Here is a 16,307-nt window from a genome sequence, read left to right as displayed (position 1 = left end):
TCGCAGGAGTGAGGGCGGTACGGATTCCCGTACCGCCCTCAGCCGTTTTCGGGTTCCTACTTCAGACCTAGGACCAGCGCGTCCGAGGGCGAGCGCCAGACCGTACGGGCCTCCGCGAACCCGGCGTCGAGGAGCGTTCGGGCGTGCCAGGTCTCGGAGGGGGTGTCGCCGTCGGCGTGCTCCCCGTAGATCTCGAAGCGCCGCTTCGTCGGCTCGGCGAGCAGCGGGTCGGCGGCCGCCAGGGCCCACCACTCGCGCCAGTCCGCCACCCCGGCCGCCTTGGCCCGGTCCATGCCGGCGTGCCGGTGGGCGTGTTCGGCGGCGTCGATGCGCGGGGTGGCCGGGTCGGGCATGTGGTCGGCGTTCATGAACACCCCGCCCGGGGCCACCAGTGGTGCGAGCTGTCCGTAGAGGACGGCCAGGTCCTTGCTGGGCAGCCAGTGCAGGGCGGTGGCCGTGAGGACCGCGTCGTAGGTGTCGTGGGGGAGCGCGGCGCGCCAGTCGGGGTCCTTGAGGTCGGCGGTCACGAAGGTGACGCGCTCGTCGCCGGAGAAGTGGCCTTCGGCGATCGTCAACAGCGCCGGGTCGAGATCGACGCCCGTACTGGTGGCACCCGGGAACCGCTTGAGGACGCGGTCCGTAATACTTCCCGTACCGCACGCGAGATCAAGTACCCGGGGGGTGGGGCCGACCAGTGCCTCGACCATGTCCAGCATCACCCGGAACCGCTCCTCGCGGTCGGGCATGTACCACTCCTGCTGCCGGTCCCAGCTGTCCTGCCAGGCCTGCCAGTCCCCGGTGCCGATAGCCGCTTCCGCCGCACTCGGAGCCGTGCCCGTCGGACCTGCCGCATCCGCCGTGGCCGCCGTATCCGTCGTATTCGCCATCACGAACCCCTCCGTACGTAATACCCTCGAAGACGTCTCAGCTGTTACGAGAGACATTAATTCGCATCCGTAAGGACTACAAGTGGAACTGGCCCATTACTCGGACTTCGCCGTGCGCCTGGTCAACACCGAGGAGCCGGCCCGCAACAAGGACTCGCTCACCTCGGTGGACGCCGTCCGCGCCCTGTTCGGCGCCAGCCAGCAGATGGCCCGCCGCGTCACCGACACCGACGTCACCCGCTTCCGCAACGTCCGGGCCCGGCTGCGCAGCGTCTTCGAGGCCGCCGACGGAGGCGACCACGTCCTCGCCGTCGACCTGCTGAACTCCCTGCTCATGGAGTTCCCCGTCAGCCCCCAGGTATCCGGCCACGAGACCCTCGACGACACCGGACGCCCCGACTGGCACATCCACCTCGCCGACCACCCCTCGAACGCCTCCGCCGGCTACGCCGCCATCGCCTCCTTCGGCCTGGCCTTCCACCTCACCGAGCACGGCCCCGACCGCCTCGGCCTGTGCCAGGCCCCGCCCTGCCGCAACGCCTACCTCGACACCTCCACCAACCGCTCCCGGCGCTACTGCTCCGACCGCTGCGCCACCCGCGCCAACGTCGCCGCCTACCGCGCCCGCAAGCGACTGGAGGCCGAGGCCTCCGCCCAGAGCGGGCGCACCGCCGAAACCGCCCAGGAGAGCCGCGCCCTCAGCGAGCGCTGACCCTCCTCGCGCGGCCGGAAGCGCAGGACCGCCGTCGCCAGCACCAGCTCGTCGGGCACCGGCCCGTAGACGGTGCTGTCGCCGGTCTCGTTGTACGGGTTGTCGCCGAGCACCCACCAGCAGCCGCCCGGCCGTCGCTCCACGGCCCGCTTGACCACCAGCAGGTCCTGCTGGAAGGGGTGGCGCAGCACGACCACCGCGCCCGGCCGCACGCGGGCCCCGTAGCGGACCAGCAGCTGGTCGCCGTTCAGCAGCGTGGGCGCCATCGACGGCCCCGTCACCTCGGCCACCCCGAACTGCTTCCGCGGGCGCGTGTTCTCCACCATCCGTGTCCTCCTCGTCACCCCGGCATGCTGCCGCACGGTCCCGTACGTTCGCTCACCGGTCCGGCCGAGCCCATGGACTTTTGTCCTAAGCCCATGGGGGCGCCCGCGAAATCCGGTTCCCCAGCGAGTAATCTCCCCCTTGAGAAGACGATCACGAGGAGGACACACTCCAATGCTTTCCCGCCTCTTCGCCCCCAAGGCGAAGGTCTCCGCCCACTGCGATCTTCCGTGCGGCGTGTACGACCCTGCCCAGGCCCGCATCGAGGCCGAGTCCGTCAAGGCCGTGCAGGAGAAGTACCAGGCCAACGACGACGCCGACTTCCGCGCGCGCGCCATCACCATCAAGGAGCAGCGCGCCGAGCTCGCCAAGCACCACGTTTCGGTGCTGTGGAGCGACTACTTCAAGCCCCCGCACTTCGAGAAGTACCCGCAGCTGCACACCCTGGTCAACGACACCCTGAAGGCCCTCTCGGCCGCCAAGGCGTCGAACGACCCGGCGACCGGCGCGAAGGCTCTTGAGCTCATCGCCGAGATCGACCGCATCTTCTGGGAGACCAAGGCGGCCTGATCCGGCGCCCTGTGCATCCCTGCGCGCTGCCCGTCAGCGCGCGAACGAGAACGGCCCGACTGCCTCCGTGGCAGCCGGGCCGTTCTCGTTGCCGTTGCAGGCCGTGCGCCCGCTCACTCGTCGGCGTCGTCGTCCTCGTCGTCCAGGCGGGCCAGCCAGGTGGCCAGGCGTTCCACCGGGACCTCGAAGTCCGGGTTCAGGTCGACGAAGGTGCGCAGCTGTTCGGCGAGCCACTCGAAGGTGACCTCCTCCTCGCCGCGCCGCTTCTCCAGCTCCTCGATGCCGCGATCGGTGAAGTACAAGTCGAGCTCCGTGTCCAGGGTGTCCGGGGTGTCCACGGATCCATGGGATCCATGGGTGTCCATGGGGGGTTTCACGCCAGGATAATCCGTGGGCTGCCGCGGACCTCCCGCCCTTGGTGCGCCCGGGGCTAGCCTGTACGCCTCACGAGCGGGGGGCGCGGATGACGGACGGGCGCACGGGCGGATCCGCGCGCGCCTTCGAGCTCCTCGAACCCCTCGTTCTGGCGGCGACCGTACGCGTCCACGCGCCCCCGGGCGGGTATGGGTCCCCTGGGCCCGGGACCACCTGGGGGAGCGGCTTCTTCATCGCCCCCGGCTGGGTCCTGACGTGCGCGCACGTGGTCGGCGAAGGGGGTGGGGCCACCATGCGCATCACCGGGCGCGAGGTCGGCATCACCTTCCCCTCCGGGGGCAGTGGTGCGACCGGGACCGTCGTCGGGCGCGTGGAGTGCGTGCTGCCCGAGCGGCTGGACGAGCGGCGCCCCGCGCGCGGCGCCCTGTGGGACCTGCCCGACCTGGCGCTCGTGAAGGTTCTCGCGCCCGTCTCGCACGCCTGCGTCTGGCTGACCGACCGCTCCAGGCCCCGCTTCGACGAGGTCGCCTACTTCGGGTGCACCGAGGACCTCGGCACCCCCGAGATCACCGGGCGCACCACCCGGCTGCGCGGCAGCGCGGGCAACGGCGCGGCCATCCGGCTCGGCGACGACGACGAGATCGAGCCCGGCATGTCCGGCGGCCCCGTGGTGGACCTCGTACGCGGCGAGGTGGTCGGCGTCGTCAAGGCCCGCCGGCACACGGGCGGCGGTGGGCTCGCCGTGTCCGTGGTGCAGCTGCGGACCCTGCCGAGCGGCCGGCACGGGCAGAGCGGGCTCTACCACCGCGTCGTGCAGGCCCACGACCTGCACCACTACGACGAGCACCTCAGCGACCTGGACTCCCGCCGGACCTGGACGGACGTACAGGACGAGCTCGCCGCGCCGGCCGGCGGCGACCCGTACGGCGGGCGCGGCCGGCTCGCTCCCGGGGAACGCACCACGCTCTTCGGGCTGCTCGCCGAACTGCCCCCGCCCGGCTCCTCCGAGGTCGTACGCGCCCTCGTCGAGGCGGCGCGCGGGGAGGAGCCGGATCCGCATCCGCCGGCCCCGCTGAGCTGGCGCGACGGGGTGGGGATGCTGTACGACCCGCCGGGCGGGGCGGGGGAGGCCGCGGCGATGCTCCGCTACGCCACCGACGTGAGCGTCGCCGACTACCGCGAGCCGCCCGCCCCCGGCGCGGACGAGGAGCTGTGGGACTGGACCCGGGCGGCGGCCGTACGGCTGTGGCGCCCGCAGCGGCGGGAGCTGGGCGAGCGCCGCGAGCGGGGCCTGCTGGACCGGGAGGAACGGCTGCGCGCCACGGCCCGGCGGACGGTGCGGGGCCCGGGGGCCGCCGCCCGCGGACCGGGCGGCGGCCCGCAGGCCGGGTCTTCGGTGTTGCTGGAGCTGTGGGCGCACGCCTGGGAGGCGGGCGTCTACGACTGGCGGGTCTCGGTGCTCGCCGGCCCGCCGCATCCGGGGCGGGTGACGCCCGTCGACTCGGGCGTACGGACCTGCCTGCGGGAGTTGCCCGAGGCGCTGCGGGCGGCGCTCGCGGAGGCCTTCCGGCGTACGGACACGGACGGGGCGGCGGCCGTGCTCGAAGTCGCCGTCGACCCCGAGCTGTTCGGGGTGGCGGTGGACGACTGGCGGCTGGTCGGCGGGGTGCCGGTCGGGGCGCAGCGGCCGGTGGTGTTCCGCTGGGCGGCCGGCAGCCGGCCGCCGACGTCCGGGGCGGCCGCCCGGTGGGCCAGGGTGCTGGCGGGCCCGCTCCTCGACGAACGCGCCGACTGCGTGCGCGGGCGCCCGCGCGGCCCGTCGCCGCAGTGGCTGGCCGGGCTCCCGGACAACACCGTCCCCGTGCACTGCCGGGCACCGGAACGGGACCCCGCCCTCGGCTCGCTGCACGCCGTACGGGACCTCGGGTACGGGGTCGTGGTGATCCGGCGGCCCCCGCCCGACCCGGGGGCTCCGTGCGCGCCCTTCCACCGCGGGGAACGGGAGGAACTGGCCGACGCCGGCGGGGGCGAGGCGCTGCCGCAGCGGTTGAGGGCCCTGCGCAGGCGGATGTACGAGGCGGACCCGGACGCGTACTGGGCCGCGGGATCGGGACTGGTGTGGGAGGACCCGGCGCGGCCGCTGCCGGACGACGAACCTCTGCAGGGCGACCTGTGACGGCGCCGGGGGTTCGACGCGCGGGTTCCATGGGTGGGTTCGACGAGTGGGTTCGGTGCGTGGGTTCGATGAGGGATTCGATCAGGGGGCGTCCATGAACGACGAGTGGCTCATCTACCGAGGTGTCGGCGAGCCCCATGACGGGATCGACGCGCTGCCCGACCCGCCGCCGTGGCGGGACTTCGACGGCGGTCCGGTGGCGGAGCCGGACGGCGCGGACGGGCCGGACGGTATGGCCTCGGGGGCCGGGGCGACCGACGGGGCCATCGCGCGGCGGCTCGGGGCGCACCGGCAGGCCGCCGAACTGCACCGGCCCGAGCCCGAGGAACTGGAAGCCATCAACGCCGCGTTGTACCTGAGGCGGCCGCTGCTCGTCACCGGCTTCCCCGGCACCGGGAAGTCCACCCTCGCGCACGCCGTGGCCCACGAGCTGAAGCTGGGGCGGGTGCTGCGCTGGCCGGTGGTGTCGCGGACCGTGCTCCAGGACGGGCTGTACCGCTACGACGCCCTCGCGCGCCTCCAGGACGTGCAGATCGCGGCGAGCGGGGGCGGGCGGGACGGCGGGCCGGGTGGCGGTCCGGGCGGTGCGCCAGGCATCGGGAAGTACATCCGGCTCGGGCCGCTCGGGACGGCCCTGCTGCCCACCGAGCGGCCCCGCGTGCTGCTCATCGACGAGCTGGACAAGAGCGACATCGACCTGCCGAACGACCTGCTGAACGTGCTGGAGGAAGGGGAGTTCGCCCTCCCCGAGCTGGAACGGGTCGCCGACACCGAGCCCGAGGTGCGGGTGCTCACCGACGACGGGGCGAAGGTGACCGTCCGGGGCGGCCGGGTGCGCTGCCGGGCCTTCCCGTTCATCATCCTGACCAGCAACGGCGAACGGGACTTCCCGGCCGCCCTGCTGCGGCGCTGCATCCAGCTCAAGCTGGGCCAGCCCGGTGAGAAGCGGCTCGCCACCATGGTCCGCGCCCACCTCGGGGAAGAGGCCGCCCGGTTGGGGGCCGACCTGATCAGGGAGTTCCTCAGCCGCTCCCAGTCGGAGCTGGTCGCCGCCGACCAGCTGCTCAACGCCGTCTACCTCACGCACTACGCTGCCCCGCCCACCCGGGAGGACCTCGCGGACCTGCTCATCCAGCGCCTCGACCGCCCGAGGTGACCGGCCGTGCCTGCCGTGCCTCCTGTGCCTGCCGTGCCTGAGCCCGCCGCCTCTGATCCCGCCGCGCCCGGAATCCGCGAACTCGCCGCGCTGCTGGGCGCGGCCGGGCTCGATCCGTCCGCCGAGGAGATCGCCGACGCACTGTGGCTGGCCGGGCGGATCCGGCGGCCGGCGGCCGAGGGGACGGACGGGCCGGAGGGGCCGGAGCCGGCGGAGGGGGCCGAGCCGGCCGCCGTACGGGCTCCGGCGCCCGGGGCCGAGGCGGAGGCCGGGGAGCAGCCGGTCGGGCCGCTTCCGGTGGAGCCCGAGCAGGTGGAACCGGAGGCCGAGGACCGGGTCAGGCTCTACGCGCCCGGAGCGCACCGGCCCGCCGGAGCGGAAGCGGGGGCGGGGGCGGAGGCGGAGGCGGCGACGGAGGCGGAGGGTGCGAACGGGGCTGGGTTTTCAGGGGAGTCCGGCGTGCCCGTACGGGTGCCGGGCGCGGCCGCGCTGCCGCGCATCCTCGACATCCAGCGGGCCTTGCGCGCCCTCCAGCGGCACCGGCCGCCCGCCCCGCCCACCCGCAGGGTGCTCGACGAGGCGGCCACCGCCGAGGCCAGCGCCCGGGCCCTCGGGCTGGTCATCCCGGTGCTCAGGCCGGAGAGCAGGCGCGAGGCGACCGTACGGCTGGTGATGGACGCCTCGCCCTCGATGGCGGTCTGGCAGGACATGTTCGAGGAACTGCGCGCCGTGTGCGAGCGGTTGGGTGCCTTCCGGGACGTCCAGGTGCACTACCTGCACCGGCTCGGGGACGGCACGGTGGTGCTCGGGCGCGGCCCCGTCGCCGGAGCCGGGCTGCGCTCCGGGGACCAGCTGCGCGATCCGACCGGGCGGGCGCTGACCATGGTGGTCTCCGACTGCGCCGGACCGATGTGGCGCGAGGGCGCGGCGCAGCGGCTCCTGCACCGGTGGGCCGAATGCACCCCGTGCGTGGTCGTGCAGCCGCTGCCGCAGCGGCTGTGGGGGCGCAGCTGGCTGCCGACCGAGCGGGGCACGCTCGCCCGGGTCGAGGGGGCCGGTGGGAAGCTGCGGTTCCGGTCGGATCGGCCGCCGTTGCCCGGACGGCCCACGGGAGGGCTGACCGTGCCGGTGCTGCCGCCGAGCGCGACCGCCCTCGGGGCGTGGGCCCGCCTCGTCGCCGGGCTGGGCAGCGGGGCGGTGCCGGCCGAGGTGGGCCGGGTGCTGGCCGACCATCCGGGTGCGCCCGCGCCGCTGCCGAGGGTCGCCCGGCCACCGCGGGAGCTGGTGGCCCGGTTCCGGTCCTCGGCCGCGCCCCGGGCCGTCCAGCTCGCCGTGTACCTGTCGGCGGCGCCGCTCGCGCTGCCGGTGATGCGGCTGGTGCAGCGCACGATGCTGCCGGACTCGGAGCCGTCCGACCTGGCGGAGGTACTGCTCAGCGGGCTGCTGCGGCGGAGCGGGCCGGAGTCCGGGCAGTGGTACGAGTTCGGGCAGGGGGTGCAGGAGGTGCTGCTGGGGCCACTGGGGCGGGACGAGGCGGCGCTGGTGCTCAAGCACTGCTCGGAGTACGTGCTGGCGCACTTCGGGCGGGGCGTACGGAACTTCCCCGCGCTCGCCGTCTCGCAGCTCACGGGGGCGCCGGTGGCGGAGGGCCGGGTGGAGGGGGCCGGGGTCGGAGTCGGGTCCGGGGCCGGGGTTCCGGCGGGGCGGCTCCCGCAGGCCTTCGCCGAGGTCTCAGCGAGGGTCGTACGGCGCTACCTGCCGGGGATCCCGGAGGAGGACCCGGCGGCGGGCCGGGAGCCGGCGCCGCTGCCGGAGCGGTCCCGGGCCGTGCGGGCCGCGCGGGACCGGCTGGCGGACGGGGACGGGGACGCGAGGGCGCTGTACGAGGCCGTGGCGGTGCTGCGGCGGGCCGTGGCGGCCCCGGCCGGACCCGGCGACCCGCCGGAGGAGGCGGAAACGGAGCTGGCGGGGGCACTGCTGCGGCTGTGGGCCGCCCAGCGGGACCCGGAGCTGCTCACCGAGGCGGAGCGGGCCCTCACCGGCATGCGGACGGCGGCGGCGCGGGCCGTCCGGGGCCGGGTGCTGTACGAACGGGCCCTGGTGGGAGCGCCCGACGCGGAGCTACTGGTCGCGGCGGACCGGGAGTTCACCGCGGCGGGCGCAGCCGCGGCGGACCCGCGGCTGCGCCGGGACTGCGCGGTCCGGCGGGCCGAGGCCCTGATCCGACTGAGCGCCCTACACGAGGACCCGGCCCCCCTACACGAGGCCCGCGCCACCCTCACCCCCCTGGCGGGCCCGGTCCCCGCCCCGGGCCCGGCTCCCGCCCCGGTCCCCGCCCCGGTCCCCGCCCCGGTCCCCGAGCCGGGCCCGACCTCAGGCCCGGTCCCCGCCCCGGGTCCGGCTCCCGCCCCGGTCCCCGCCCCGGTCCCCGAGCCGGGCCCGACCTCAGGCCCGGTCCCCGCCCCGGGTCCGGCTCCCGACCCGAACCCCGCCCCGGCTCCTGACCCGACCCCCGCCCCGGCTCCTGACCCGACCCCCGCCCCGGGTCCGGCTCCGACCCCGGTCCCGGGTCCGGCTCCGACCCCGGTCCCGGGTTCGGCTCCGGTCCCGGATCAGGCCCCCGCCCGGGGTCCGGCCACAGCTCCGGGTCCGGCTCCCGCCTCGGGTCCGGCTCGCGCCTCAGGCGCAACCCCTGCCCCAGGTCCGGCCCCTGCCCCAGGTCCGGCCCCTGCCCCAGGTCCGGCCCCTGCCCCAGGTCCGGCCCCTGCCCCCGCCCCGACCTCGGCCCCCGCCCCGACCTCGGCCCCCGCCCCGACCTCGGGCCCCGCCCCGGGGTCGCCCCCGGGCGCCGCCCCGACGCCGGGCCTGGCTCCGGTTCCGGTCCCGCTCCCGCACCCGGAGATCCAACTGGCCCTGGGTCGCGTCCTGCTGGCCCTCCTGCCCCACACCCGGGCCCCCGCCGACCGCACGCCCCTGGCGGAGGAGGCTGCAGCCCGCCTGACCGCCGCCCTGACGGCTCTCCTGGGCGGCCCCGCAGCCACCCGTACCCCCGAACAACGGCACTCCGGAGCACCGGGCGCCGCCCCGGGGAGCCCGCACGGCCGCCCCGCCGACCCTGCGGCCGAGCCCGGCGCGCGGGCCCCCCGCTCGGGAGGCGGAGGCGAAGCCGCCCGAGCGGGTGGGCCTGCCGGGCGGGATTCCGGAGCCTCGGGCGTCGGCCGGAGCGGCCCGGGTGACGCCTCCGACGGCCCTGCGGGCGACGCCGAGGCGCGTGTCCTGGGCCCGGGTCCAGCAGCCGGGCCCGCGCGCCCGCCCGGCCGGCCGGCAGCCGACGCCGACCCCGCGGGCGCACCCGGTGGACCGGGTTCCGGGACTCCGGGCATCGGGTCGGGCGGCACGGGCGACGGAGTCGATGGCCCTGCGGGCGGGTCCGTTGGGCGGGGGCCGGCGGAAGGGGCCGGGGCCGAGGACGGCCGGCAGACGCGCGCCGATGCTCCTGTGGGGGCGCCGGGTGGGGCGGGTTCCGGGGCTCCGGGCGTCGGTTTGGGCGGCTCGGGCGACCGCGCTGCCGTCCCTGCGGGCGGGCCCGGTGGGCGGGGGGCGGGTGATGGGGCCGGCGCAGGGGGCGGCCTGGAGGCGCGCGCCAATGACTCTGAGGGCGCACCCGGTGGGCGGGGCCCGGGTGATGGGGCCAGCGCCCGGAGCGGCCGGCAGACGCGCGCCGATGCTCCTGTGGGGGCGCCGGGTGGCCTTGGTTCCGGGGGTCCGGGCGTTGGCCCGGGCGGCGTGAGTGACGGAGTGGATGGCCCTGCGGGCGGGAGCGGCGGGCGGGGCCCGGGGGATGAGGCCGGGGCCCAGCGTGGCCGGCAGGCCCGCGCCGGCGGCCCTGCGGGCGGGTCCGGCGGGCCTGGCTCGGGTGGCGCGGGCGACCGAGCCGCTGCCCCCGTGGGCCGGACCGGCGGGCGGAGCCCCGGGGATGGGGGCGGGGTCGAGGGTGGCGGGCAGGCCCGCGCCGGTGGCCCTGCGGGGGCGTTCGGTGGGCCGGGTTCCGGCGGGCCGGGCTCCGTGGGCGAGGGGGCTGGGTGGGGTTCGGGGGCTGCCCCGGAGTGGCGGCGGCGAGTGGCGTGGTTGCGGGTGGAGTTGGCCGGGGCGTTGCGGTACCTGCCGCGGCGGCTGGAGGAGGCGGCCGGGCAGTTGGGGACGGCCCTGGAGGAGGCCGGCGGGGATGCCGAGCTGCGGGTGACCGCCCTGGTGTGCCTGGCCAGGGTGCACCGGGCACGGTACGCACGGGACGCCGACCCGGTGGCCCTGGAGGACGCCGCCGAGGCGTACGGCCGGGCCCGGCGGCTGATCCCCCGCGACGCGGAAGTCTTCGGGGAGCTGCTGCCGGAATGGGGCGACGTACTCCTGGACCGGGCGCGGGCCGCCGACGGGCGGCGGTTCACCGGCGCGGCCGTACGCGTACTGCGCGACAGCCGGGCGGCGGTACCGCAGTCCGACCCCGGGTCCGCGCACCGGCTGCGGCGCCTCGCCACCGGGCTGCGGCTGCGGCACGCGTACGAGGGAGACCCGGTGGACCTGCTGGAGGCGGAGCACCTGCTGGAACTGGCCGCCCGGCAGTCCCGCAACGCCCTCGACCGGGCCCGCGCCCTGCGGGACCACGGCGACGTACAGCAGGAACTCCACGCCCACACCCGGGCCCCGGACCGCCTCGACCGGGCCGCGGACTCCTACCGCCGGGCCTGGCGGGCCGCCCTGGAGGCCGACCGGGCCGACCGGGCCGACCGAGCGGATGGGACTGACGGGGCCGACCGGGCCGACCGGGCCGACGAGACCGCCCGCCGCGTCGAGCAGGCGGAGCGCGCGGACGCCGCCGTCCGGCTGGCGGCCCGCGTACAGGAGCTGCGCGGGGAGGTGCTGGAGCGGCTGGCGCGCCCCCGGGCGGCCCTGGAGGCGTACCGCTCCGCCCTGGACCTGTGGAGGCGGCTCGGGACCGGCCCCAGGACCGGCCCCGCGGCCGGCATCGGCGCCGATGAGGAGCGGCGCGAGGCCCTGCGCACCCGCACGCGCGCCCTGGAAGCAGACCTCTGAGCAGTTTCCGCACGGCGGGGGAGGGGAAAGGTGAGTGGACCATCGAAGTCGACGCAACAGGGGGCGGGCGGCCTGTGGTGACGCAGCAACAGGAAGCAGTCGCGAGCCGTGCGTGCTCGGCGCGGCTGCCGGACCTCTCCGGGCTGGACCTGGCCACCCTGCGGGGGATCGACCACCCCGTGCTCGCCCAGGTGATCGAGGGAATGGTCGAGCGGGTGACCCATCCGGCCGAGATCCTGAACGCCTTCGACGACCCCGGAGTCTGACCGGGCGCGACCCCGATCCGCCGCGGCTGAAGGCGAGTTGGAGCGAGTTGACCACTTTCCGCCGTTAGCCGGCACCCGCCGCAGGGCAGGGATGGACCGTCCGCAGCGGGGAGGTGCAGCGATGAGCCGAGCGATCACCGACGGCCCCGTGCTGCCCGCCGCCACCGAGACCCCCGGGCTCGGGCCAGCCGCCACCGCCGTCATCGAGACCGATGGCTCCACCGAACAGGCCGATTCGCTGAAATCCGCGTACGAGGGCGCCGCCGCCCGCGGCATGCCCCTCGACTCCCACAGCTTCGACCGGCTCCCCGGCCACCCCGACCGCCCCGCGCGAGAGACCCCCCGGGGGGCCTCGTGACCGCCGTGCTCGCCGCCTTCGCGGTCTCCTCGCACACCCTGCGCGCCCTCGCCTCCACCGAGCCCACCGCGGAGGGCACCCGCCTGGTGCGCGACGTACGCCGCTCCAAGCGGCTGCTCCTGCTGCGCGCGGTCCTCGACGCCGCCCCCGGCGGCCGGTCCGGGGAGGCTGCCGATCACTGGGCCCTCCTGGAGGAGGCCGAGCGGCACGACGCGGACGCGGTGCGCGACGTACTGCACTACCCCGCCACCGGGGTCTGGGCCGAGGAGACCCTGCGCCGGCTGCACGCCCCCGCCGGGCCGCCGCCCGACCTCGGCCACCTCGGGGCCCTCGCCGTCGCCGCCGCCCTGCGCGCCCGGATCGCCTTCACCCACACCCTGCGGCCCCTGCAGGGCCGGCTCGTGCTGCCCACCCTCGGGCTGCTGCGCCCCGACCGGCCCGGCCCGCTCGCCCTCACCGAACGCTCCTGGGACCCCGAGGACCCCGCCACCCTCCCCCTGCACGTCCTGCCAGGGGGCCGGACCGCCCTCGACGACCTCGACCCCTACCGGGCGCCCGGCCCCGCGCGCCCCGCGCCCGTCCGCCCCGCCCGCCGGCTCACGCCCAAGGGCCACAAGCGCTGGGACACCCAGTGGACCGGCGCCCTCACCCTGCTCCGGCGCTACGACACCACCCGTGCGCAGGAGACCGTCCAGCTGCTGCGCTCCGTCGTCCCCCTGGGCGGCGGTTCCCGCTCCAGCGGCGCCACCCTCCCCGCGGCCGCGGGCTCCGTCCTGGCCCGCGCGCAGGCCCCGCCGGCGCTGGCCGCGACGCTCGTCCACGAGGTGCAGCACGGCAAACTGACCGCCCTCACCGACGTCCTGACCCTGCACACCGCCGACCGCACGCCCCGCCACTGGGCCCCCTGGCGCAGCGACCCCCGCCCGCTGGAGGGGCTCCTGCACGGCACGTACGCCCACCTCGCCCTGGCCGGGTACTGGCAGCGCGCCGCCCTGTACGGGGCGCGCGGCGCCTGGGCCCAGCACGCCCGGATCCGCGCCCAGGTGGCCGCCGTACTGCCCGCCCTGCACGCGCACGAGGGACTGACCTCCGCCGGCCGGGAGTTCACCGACGCGATGGCCGCCGCGGAACGGGCCATGGACGAACTCCCGCCCCCCGGCGACCAGCACGCCGCCGCCCGCCGGGCCGTCGACCGCGAACGCCGCGCCTGGTGCGAGGCGCACCCCGAACTCGCGGCGTTCGTAAAAGGCTGACGTGCCGCCGAAGGTTGACGGACCGTCCGCTGCGGTAGGTTCTCAACCGATTCTCAACCGGTTCTCCACCCTGTCCCACCCCGTCCACCGCCCGGAATCCAGGGAGACGGCCAGCATGACCACCGGTAGTCGGCAGGACCAGGGCCCAGCCGCCGGCCCGCAGCGCTTCGTCATCAGCTTCGCCGGCTTCAACCGCCCCTGGGCCGTGTGGATCGCCCACCGCCTGGAGGAGCACGGCCACCGCGTGTCCCTCCAGCGCTGGGACCCGCAGAACAGCACCGGCCTCGACCAGGCCCTCGACGACCTCGCCCGCTCCGGGAGCCGGGTCCTCCTCGTGCTCAGCGAGCGCTACTTCTCCGCCGGCACCCACGGAGACATGCCGGACGCGGAGTGGAACACCGCCCTGCGCGCGGTCACCGACCGCCACCCCGACCGGTTCGCGGCAGTCTGCCTCACCGACGCGCCGCTGCCCAGCGCCGTGGCCGTCCTGGAGAAGGCCGACCTGTGGGGGCTCGACGCGTACGAGGCCGAGTACCGGGTGCTGCGCCGCCTGGAGCTGCCCACCGACCGGATCGGCACCGAGACCGGCCGCCGCGGCCCCCGCTTCCCCAACGACCCGCCCGAGATCTGGGGCCGCGTCCCGCGCCGCAACCCCCGGTTCACCGGCCGCAACGACGTCATCGGCACCCTGCGCGAAGCCCTCGCCGAAGCCCCGCCGGGCGCCTCCACCGTCACCCTCCTCGGACTGTCCGGCGTCGGCAAGACCCAGGTCGCCACCGAGTACGCGTACCGCTTCGCCTCCGAGTACGACATCGTGTGGTGGGTCCCCGCCGAGGACCGGCCCACCCTGCGCGAACGCCTCGCCGACCTGGCCCCCGCCCTCGGGCTGCCGCGCGGCGCCGGCAGCTACGGCGAGCAGATCCGGGCCGTGCTGGAGGCGCTGCGGCGCGGATCCCCGTACGGCCGCTGGCTGATGGTCTTCGACGGCTGCGACAACCCCGACGACCTCATCGACCTGCTGCCCTCCGGCGCCGGCGACGTCATCATCACCTCCCGCAACCGCGAGTGGGCCGCCCGGCACACCAGCCTCGTCGAAGTCCCGCTGTACGCCCGCCCCGAGTCCGTCACCTTCATCCGCCGCCGGGCCCGCCGCCTCAGCCCCGACGAGGCCGACCGGCTCGCCGAGGCCCTGGAGGACTACCCGCTCGCCCTCGACCAGACCGCCGGCTGGCTCGCCGACTCCCCGCTGACGGTCGGCGACTACCTGGCGCTGCTCCGGCGCCGGCTGGACTCCCGCGAGGCCGTCACCGTCTCCGACGACTACCCGCTGCCCTTCCCCACGGCGCTGGCCATACTCCTCAACAACGTACGGGAGAACTTCCCCGACGCCCTCGCCCTGCTGCGGCTGTTCGTCTTCTTCGCCCCCGGGCCGGTGCCGCTGCGGCTGCTGCGCGAATTCCCCGCCGACGACGCGCCCGAGCAGCTCGCGGGGCTGATCAACGACCAGATCCGGTGGAACGCCGCCCTCAACAAGCTCGTGCAGTTCTCCGTCGTGCGGTTGGAGTACTCGGACCTGCCCGTGGAGGAGGGCGGCGGCGGGCTGGAAACCGTACAACTGCACCGCATGGTCCACGGCATCGTCCGCGAGAACCTCTCCGAGGAGGAGGCCGAACCGCTCTCCCGTGCCGTCCGCCAGGTCCTCGCCGCGGCCGACCCGGGCCGGCCCTCCGACTCCCGGCTCTGGCCCCGGTACGCCGAACTCGTCCCGCACCTTGGCCCGTCCGGGGTCATCACCAGCAGCAACCCGCGCATCCAGACCTTCCTGCTGCACTGCCTGCGCTACCTGATCCTCGCCGGCGAGTACCGCACCTGCCTGCGGCTGGCCGAGGAGACCGACGAGGTGTGGCGGGCCGCGCTCGGCGAGGACCACCCCAGGGTCCGCGAGCTCAGCTACCAGTACGGCGGAGCCCTGCGCAACCTCGGCCTGTTCCGGCGCGCCGAGGCCCTCACCCGGGCCCGCGCCGTCGAGCTCACCGAGGAACGGGGCGACCGCGACCTGGAGACCCTGCGGGCCACCAGCTCGTACGGCGGAGTCCTGCTGTGCATCGCCAAGTTCGAGCCGGCCCGGGAGATCTTCGAGCACTGCCTCGCCACCTACCGCGAGCTGCTCGGCGAGGACGACTCCACCACCCTGGCCGCCCAGAACAACCTCGCCGCCACCTACCGCCTGCTCGGCCGCTACCAGGACTCCTACGACCTCGACCTGGACACCCTGCGCCGCCGCGAGCGCGTCCTGCGGGCCCACCACATCTCCACCTTGTCCTCGGGCATCGCCTGCGCGATGGGGCTGCGGCTGATGGGCCGCTACCGGGAGGCGCAGACCCGCCAGGAACAAGGCCTCAAGATCAACACCCAGGTACTGGGCCTCGACCACCCGCAGACCCTGCGGGCCGAGCACAACCTGGGCATGTGCCTGCGCCGCTCCGGGGACATCCCCGGCGCGGGGCAGCGGCTGCGGATCGTGTGGGAGCGGGCCACGCGCGTCTTCGGGATCGACTACCCGTGGACGCTGATGGTGGCCTCCGACTACGCCACGTACCTGAGGGAGTACGGGGACATCGGCGAGGCCCGCCGGATCTCCGAGGACGTGGTCCGCGGATACCAGTCCCAACTGGGCCTCGCCCACCCGTACAGCATCGGCACCGTCGGCAACCTGGGCCTGATCCTGCGGGCCCAGGGCGAACGGTCGGAGGCCCTCTCCCTCGCCGAACAGGCCCTGGTCGGCATGCGGGGCGCGCTCGGCGACCGGCACCCGTGGACGCTGGGCTGCGCCCTGAACGCCACCGGCCACCGCAACATCACCGGGCACCGGGAGGACGCGCTGTCCCTCAGCCGGGAGACCCTGCGGCGCGCGGAACAGATCATGGGCCCGGACCACCCGATGACACTGAGCGCGCAGATCGCCCTGGCGGCGGACCTCCGCTCGGTGCGGGAGGACGAGGAGGCGGGCAAGCACGAGGACGCGGGCATCAAGGCCCTCACCCGCACCCTGGGCGCCCAGCACGTCCACACCATCTCCGCGAAACAACGCGTCCGCCCGTACTGGGACTTCGAGCCACAGCCGTAGGGGGTGCGGGGC

Annotated in this window: 12 protein-coding genes; 9 read left to right on the top strand and 3 right to left on the bottom strand. The window is 75.9% G+C overall.

Going from position 1 to position 16,307, the window contains the following annotated elements:
* Positions 1-56: 56 nt before the first annotated feature.
* Positions 57-887 carry a class I SAM-dependent methyltransferase gene (locus OG625_RS12520; protein ID WP_329379339.1) on the bottom strand — a complete coding sequence of 277 codons (831 nt, stop codon included), beginning with the start codon at positions 885-887 and terminating at the stop codon, positions 57-59.
* 82 nt (positions 888-969) lie between these two features.
* On the opposite strand from OG625_RS12520, the gene OG625_RS12515 reads away from it, so the two are divergent.
* Positions 970-1,599, top strand: a complete 630-nt coding sequence (locus OG625_RS12515; RefSeq protein WP_329379337.1) for a CGNR zinc finger domain-containing protein — start codon at positions 970-972, stop codon at positions 1,597-1,599.
* On the opposite strand, the gene sodX is transcribed toward OG625_RS12515, so the two are convergent.
* A complete protein-coding gene (gene sodX / locus OG625_RS12510) occupies positions 1,503-1,925 on the bottom strand; it encodes a nickel-type superoxide dismutase maturation protease (RefSeq protein ID WP_329379335.1) in 423 nt (140 codons plus the stop codon). The genes OG625_RS12515 and sodX overlap by 97 nt on opposite strands.
* A 172-nt stretch (positions 1,926-2,097) precedes the next feature.
* Between sodX and sodN the strand changes: the two genes are divergently transcribed.
* Positions 2,098-2,493: a superoxide dismutase, Ni gene (gene sodN, locus OG625_RS12505; RefSeq protein WP_030709803.1), complete on the top strand. Its 396-nt coding sequence runs from the start codon at positions 2,098-2,100 to the stop codon at positions 2,491-2,493.
* A 113-nt stretch (positions 2,494-2,606) separates the two neighbouring features.
* Here the strand turns inward: sodN and OG625_RS12500 are convergent, their stop codons facing one another.
* A complete protein-coding gene (locus OG625_RS12500; protein ID WP_030709801.1) occupies positions 2,607-2,795 on the bottom strand; it encodes a DUF6104 family protein in 189 nt (62 codons plus the stop codon).
* A gap of 161 nt (positions 2,796-2,956) precedes the next feature.
* Here OG625_RS12500 and OG625_RS12495 point away from each other — a divergent pair, with 161 nt between their 5' ends.
* The 7 genes from OG625_RS12495 to fxsT all read left to right on the top strand — a co-directional run bounded on the left by OG625_RS12495 (position 2,957) and on the right by fxsT (position 16,295).
* Positions 2,957-5,044, top strand: a complete 2,088-nt coding sequence (locus tag OG625_RS12495; RefSeq protein WP_329379333.1) for a VMAP-C domain-containing protein — start codon at positions 2,957-2,959, stop codon at positions 5,042-5,044.
* 94 nt (positions 5,045-5,138) lie between these two features.
* Entirely contained in the window at positions 5,139-6,200 is a 1,062-nt protein-coding gene (locus tag OG625_RS12490; protein ID WP_329379331.1) for an AAA family ATPase, read from the top strand.
* A gap of 33 nt (positions 6,201-6,233) precedes the next feature.
* Complete coding sequence (locus tag OG625_RS12485) at positions 6,234-11,291, top strand: SAV_2336 N-terminal domain-related protein (protein WP_329379328.1); 5,058 nt, start codon at positions 6,234-6,236, stop codon at positions 11,289-11,291.
* A gap of 74 nt (positions 11,292-11,365) precedes the next feature.
* Positions 11,366-11,557: an FxSxx-COOH cyclophane-containing RiPP peptide gene (gene fxsA / locus OG625_RS12480; RefSeq protein ID WP_329379326.1), complete on the top strand. Its 192-nt coding sequence runs from the start codon at positions 11,366-11,368 to the stop codon at positions 11,555-11,557.
* A gap of 121 nt (positions 11,558-11,678) precedes the next feature.
* A complete protein-coding gene (locus OG625_RS12475; protein WP_329379323.1) occupies positions 11,679-11,915 on the top strand; it encodes a hypothetical protein in 237 nt (78 codons plus the stop codon).
* Positions 11,912-13,168 (top strand): aKG-HExxH-type peptide beta-hydroxylase, encoded by a 1,257-nt coding sequence (locus OG625_RS12470; protein ID WP_329379321.1) that lies wholly within the window; start codon positions 11,912-11,914, stop codon positions 13,166-13,168. Before OG625_RS12475 ends, OG625_RS12470 begins: the two co-directional genes overlap by 4 nt.
* Positions 13,169-13,283: 115 nt before the next feature.
* Positions 13,284-16,295, top strand: a complete 3,012-nt coding sequence (gene fxsT / locus OG625_RS12465; RefSeq protein WP_329379320.1) for an FxSxx-COOH system tetratricopeptide repeat protein — start codon at positions 13,284-13,286, stop codon at positions 16,293-16,295.
* The last annotated feature ends 12 nt before the right edge of the window (positions 16,296-16,307 follow it).

The sequence above is a fragment of the Streptomyces sp. NBC_01351 genome (assembly GCF_036237315.1).
In the GTDB taxonomy this organism is placed as follows: Bacteria; Actinomycetota; Actinomycetes; order Streptomycetales; family Streptomycetaceae; genus Streptomyces.
This window is presented reverse-complemented; position numbering and strand designations above follow the sequence as displayed.